At 41.7% G+C, this 5,362-nt stretch carries 6 protein-coding genes; 3 read left to right on the top strand and 3 right to left on the bottom strand.

Going from position 1 to position 5,362, the window contains the following annotated elements; all coding sequences use genetic code 11:
• Positions 1 to 57: 57 nt before the first annotated feature.
• The 3 genes from J3492_RS12905 to J3492_RS12895 are packed head-to-tail and all read left to right on the top strand — an operon-like array spanning position 58 to position 1,865.
• The gene (locus J3492_RS12905) at positions 58 to 411 is read left to right on the top strand and encodes an IS630 transposase-related protein (RefSeq protein WP_207988742.1); all 354 of its coding nucleotides are present in this window, start codon (positions 58 to 60) and stop codon (positions 409 to 411) included.
• Positions 395 to 904 carry an IS630 family transposase gene (locus tag J3492_RS12900; RefSeq protein WP_207989865.1) on the top strand — a complete coding sequence of 170 codons (510 nt, stop codon included), beginning with the start codon at positions 395 to 397 and terminating at the stop codon, positions 902 to 904. The genes J3492_RS12905 and J3492_RS12900 overlap by 17 nt, the downstream gene beginning before the upstream one ends.
• Before the next feature lie 10 nt (positions 905 to 914).
• Entirely contained in the window at positions 915 to 1,865 is a 951-nt protein-coding gene (locus J3492_RS12895; RefSeq protein WP_207992422.1) for a hypothetical protein, read from the top strand.
• A 354-nt stretch (positions 1,866 to 2,219) separates the two neighbouring features.
• On the opposite strand, the gene J3492_RS12890 is transcribed toward J3492_RS12895, so the two are convergent.
• The 3 genes from J3492_RS12890 to J3492_RS12880 form a co-directional block, all read right to left on the bottom strand.
• Positions 2,220 to 3,746 carry an acetyl-CoA hydrolase/transferase family protein gene (locus J3492_RS12890; protein WP_207992421.1) on the bottom strand — a complete coding sequence of 509 codons (1,527 nt, stop codon included), beginning with the start codon at positions 3,744 to 3,746 and terminating at the stop codon, positions 2,220 to 2,222.
• A gap of 236 nt (positions 3,747 to 3,982) precedes the next feature.
• Positions 3,983 to 4,405 (bottom strand): tetratricopeptide repeat protein, encoded by a 423-nt coding sequence (locus J3492_RS12885; RefSeq protein WP_207992420.1) that lies wholly within the window; start codon positions 4,403 to 4,405, stop codon positions 3,983 to 3,985.
• A gap of 241 nt (positions 4,406 to 4,646) precedes the next feature.
• A complete protein-coding gene (locus J3492_RS12880; RefSeq protein WP_207992419.1) occupies positions 4,647 to 5,132 on the bottom strand; it encodes a DsrE family protein in 486 nt (161 codons plus the stop codon).
• Between the last annotated feature and the right edge of the window lie 230 nt (positions 5,133 to 5,362).

Here is a 5,362-nt window from a genome sequence, read left to right as displayed (position 1 = left end):
AGTTCTTTTTAAATAAGATACAATCGTTTTAAAGCAAGCGAAATAGCAGAAGAACAAATGACCTATTCAGCAGATTTTCGAGCACAAGTGATTAAAAGTGTCAAAAACAAAGACATGAGTATCCGTCAGGCTTGTACTTTCTATAATGTTAGCAAAACCGCATTACAGCGCTGGCTGAGAAACCCAAGTATCAAACAAACTCGAGATAAATCACCAACTAAAATACCGAATGAAGCACTCTTAAAAGACGTTGAACAATATCCAGACGATTATCTGTACGAGCGAGCTAGGCGATTCAACTGTAGTAAGACCGGCATGCACACTGCTTTAAAACGTCTAGGTATCAGTCAAAAAAAAGACCTTAGAGCATCCAAAAGCCTGCCTGATAAAAAGAGTGGCTTATCAGAGTAAACTTGATCGCTTTACGCAGCAAGGCTATCCCATTATCTATATGGATGAAAGCGGCTTTGAGCACGAGACCATCCGCTCTCATGGCTATGCACCGATTGGTACACCCTGTATCGACAGCTACAACTGGCAAGCAAAAAAGAGAACTAACGTCATCGGTGCTCTTTATAACAAGATGCTGTTTGCGCTTGATTACTTTGAACAGAATATCAATAGCAATATATTTTATGACTGGTGTAAGATCACACTTATTCCAAGTCTCAAGACTAAATGCGTGATCGTTATGGATAACGCTAGGTTTCATAAAAGCAGACGTATCCAAAAACTGCTCAACAGACATGGTCATCGCATTCTATGGCTGCCACCCTATAGCCCTGATCTTAACCCCATTGAGAAAAAATGGGCACAAGCAAAGTTTCTACGCCAAGGCTGGATGGAGAATAATCTGCCTAAACTGTTTCATGATATGGGCTGTATTTCTTTTATAGTGAACTGACTATAACTTTATGAAAACAAATAAAACATTATTTACAGGAATTTTACTATCAAGTACATTGGTATTTGCAGGCTGTGGCGGCAGCGATGACTCAAACCCAGCATTCAATGATCAGAATAGCGACGGTTCCATTGTAAACGGCGAATTAAAGTATTCAGGCTACGATATTTTTACTGAAGTCGTTGATGGTAAGTATAAAACCGCTTGGGGCAAACTAAAATTTCGTATCTCAAACAACGGCGTACAGGAAGAGATAACAACTGTCGTTGGTAGTAGTCCGACCGCCTATCAACAGATTCGCAGTAGCAATAACAATGAGTTTGACTACTATGCTGGTAATAACTTCTTTATTGGTGTCCCAGAAAATTTTGATAATGAATATTACAAAATCAGTTTCGTTGATAACGATACCTTCAAGTTAAAAATCCAACAAAACAATACTACTGTTAATTCAACTTACGATATCTTTACCTATGATCTTAGCGGCGTTGGTAAGCTTGATTATAATGCCGAAACGGGCATCTTTACAGATTTATATTATGACTATTTTCCAGATAATATCGCTTTTCCTCAAGGCTCTAGCTGCTATGTACTACAAGAAACCTCTGAGGAATCCTACTATACTTTTTATAGTACAGATCAACGCTATACCCCTACTCTAGAACAATGGCTTGAAAATAAGCAAAACCTAGAATCTTATGAGATAAAGGATGTGGTCAAAGAAAACATTGGGCAAAATAATTCTCTGCCCGCTGTGAGATTTACTGACCAATATGGTGATACTTATGCCGCTGTCTTCTTCAATGGCGAAGTTTTTGAAGCTGACTATGTCGAGCAAGGGGTAAAAGAGAAACTAAACCTTGATCCAGAAACTGATGTGGTTGAGTGTTACATGTACAACGATATTGCTGCTAAATTTATGGACGAGCAAATAAAAGCAAATTATAATAAGCAGCAGTAATAAAAACGTTTATTATCTTTAATGTAGCTAAAAGCACCTCATTAGGTGCTTTTTTATTATGTGATTTAGGGTATAGTCGATACTAAATAAAATAGATACACTGCATTAACACGCTAGACTGGGATAAGTTTTTCTTGCGTGCTGAACCTGCGCAGACAGAGGCTGCAAAAAATTTATCCCAGTCTAACTGTATTCTTTTTATACTGACCTGACTATATATCCTCAATTCAATCGATGAACCTCTGAATAGATTAAAATAAAATATCGTTAAGCGGCCACCAAAAAGCCCCCTATCTATACAGACAGGAGGCTTTAATTTACATCAATATTTGACTATCAGTCATAGATAAGCGCTTACTTAATACGCATATCACCCGTCTCGACAAAACGCTGATGCCATGAAAGCGCTTCATTCAAAATATGCGGCGTTTGTAGGCCACCTGCTTTAGCAGCACGGTCATAGTAGTCTTGTAGCATCGGACGATAATCCGGATGCGAACAGTTGTCGATAATTGCCTTCGCACGTTGACGTGGCGACTTACCACGTAGATCAGCAAAGCCTTGCTCTGTAACGATAAACATCACGTCATGCTCGGTATGGTCATGATGCGATACCATAGGAACGATAGCAGAGATCGCACCGTCTTTGGCCGTTGACGGGCTGACAAAGAATGAGAAATGTGAGTTACGAGTAAAGTCACCCGAGCCACCGATACCATTCATCATTTTGGTACCCATAATGTGGGTAGAGTTGACGTTGCCGTAGATGTCCGCTTCGATCATTGCGTTCATGGCAATGATACCCAGACGACGGATCACTTCTGGATGGTTGGTGAACTCTTGCGGGCGCAGGATAAGCTTGTTGCGTAAAAAATCAATATTATCGTTAAAACGCTGCAACGCGTCTGGACTAAATGACAATGCCGTAGCAGATGCTGAGGTCATTTTGCCACTCAATACCAAATCAAGCATACCATCTTGCAGCACTTCGGTGTAGCCCATCAGATCATCAAATGGACTGTCTTGCAGACCCATCAATACTGCGTTTGCCACGTTACCGACACCAGATTGCAGTGGTAATAGGTTCTTAGGCAAACGGCCTTTTTTGACCTCATGTTCTAAAAAGTCGATGATTTGCGCAGCGATTTTCTTAGATTTTTCATCAGGATCAGCAAACTTACTGTTACGATCTGGCGCATCAGTCATCACGATAGCGACGATCTTATCAAGATCACACTCTAGATACGGCGTACCGATACGGTTGGCTGGATCAACAATCGGAATCGGCTGACGATGCGGCGGCTCGCCGATATCTTCAGGGATGTCATGCATGTTCTCAAGCTTCATGCTTTGACGAGCGTTGACTTCGATGATGACCTTTTTAGCGGACTTGAGCCACTGATTATTGGTCCCGATACCCATCGAAGGAATGATCTTACCTTCTGGTGTGATAGCCGTCGCTTCAATCAGGGCGATGTCCATATCCCCATAAAAACCAAAGCGCACTTGCTGCTCAAAGTGTGATAGGTGCATGTCAACGTAGTGTGTCTCGCCTGCGTTGATATGGTTACGCATGGCTGGATCAGACTGGAAAGGCGCACGAAAATTCACACAGTTGGCCTCTGCCAATACCCCATCACAATCATGAGCGGTTGATGCTCCTGTAAGCATACCAATACCAAACTCTTCACCATTGGCATGGGCTTTTTTGGCACGATTGGCGATAGCAGTGGGTACAAACTTTGGATAGCCTGCACCGGTAAACCCTGCGATACCTAGGTTCATGCCATTTTGTACAAATGAAGCGGCCTCTTCAGCCGACATGATCTTTTCGCGCAAACCTTCGTGTTGAACGCGCGCTTCATGGTTAGTTGAATTCATACTATTTTCCTAGTAACTTCCCTATTAAAATAAACCCCCAATACAATAAGTAGGAAGCAAATTATTGAGCATTAATTATTAAGCATTGTATTGAGGACAAATTGAGACGAAATCGCTAACACGACTTTGTAACATTATTCTGGACAATTTTACGACAAAATACAAGTAGATTGGCAGAAGTATAGTCGATTTAATTCAATTCTTATGCTTTAAAACCACTTCACCAGCATTTATCTCTATTCTTTCAGCCATTTAGTCAATAACTGGTTTATTTCATTTTTGAATGCCTTATCTCCAATTTTATTGGCACTGACTTGGGCATTTTGTAGACTGTGGATAGCCGCTTCTGTTTGGCCCAGCTCATACTGTAGCTCAGCCATCGAAAAAGCGATTGAGGCCATATGGTCTTTAGAATTCACAGCCGTCGCTTTGCCAAGCGCCTTTTGATAAATGACCAATGCTGCCTCTAAATCTTCAGTAAAATCAGCGAGCGTTTCCCATTGTTCAGGATGATCCTTTCCATTTTTCTCATTGTCAATACAGAGGGCTTCAAGCTGCGTATAAAGAGCAGCAAATCTTTGTTGATCGTTGTCACTATCGGCTTCTAATAGCTGCTCCGCCAGTACATAAACGGACTTATATGTGTTGGTATTTATCATGGCTTGTACCTTGTTGCTCTTCACTGTTATCGATAAAGGTGCTGGCTTACTATGACTTTCTTATGATTTTAATATGAGCCATCTTTAGTAGGAGGCGTTAGTACGACTCATTATAGCTGATATTCGGGACTGTTGATGGTCAAAAAACAAAGCATTAGCAGGCTGATATTAAAAAAGACACGATATTGATATCGTGTCTCTGATCACTGTGATGACTGTCTACGGCTCATGGTGTTTTGTGTTAAAAGCTCACAACTTTAGTATTTGCATCTACCAGCAGGGCACCAATCTCAGCAGGATCAGCGGCGGTCACACCGTCTATCAATGCTGATTGATCAGCACCTTTACCAGGCAAATAAATGGCACATACTTCAACTTTAGTACTGGTGTTCTTCATGACCATTTGCATGAGGCCTTGCGGGCTCATGTTTTTGGGCGGCTGTCCTGTAGTGGCACTGGCAGGGGCGTCACGTAGTGCCATATCACCTGCTGGCCCGCATAGTAATACGCGAGTATCAGCGCCTTGTTGCGCTGATTGCATGGTCAGTACCATTGACATGAGCTGTACTTGCGCATCATCTGAGGTAACGTTAATCAATACCGAGGGTTTGGGTGTTTCGACCTCAGGTGTGACCTGACTTTTTTGTGACATTGCGTTGGTAGCCGTGCAGCCCACCATCAATGATGTTGCACCTAGTGCTAATGCAGTCGCAAGAACTTTTTTCATTGTTTTCTCCAGTGATTAATCATCATTAAAAAACGACTGAACGAGTTGCTTTTTGTGTACTGTGCAAAGCATCCCTTCAATACTATATATAATAGCATATCGTATACTGGAGTAATAAACGAGACATATCTGCAATTGACTTCCTCCCCGACCTAAAAGGAACGGGGATTCCTACTAAAGACGGCCAAGCCCGACCGCGAGAATGTTTTTTGCTCCATTAACATCTCTGT

Origin of the sequence: Psychrobacter coccoides, assembly GCF_017498085.1 — a bacterium.
GTDB classification, from domain to species: domain Bacteria; phylum Pseudomonadota; class Gammaproteobacteria; order Pseudomonadales; family Moraxellaceae; genus Psychrobacter; species Psychrobacter coccoides.
This window is presented reverse-complemented; position numbering and strand designations above follow the sequence as displayed.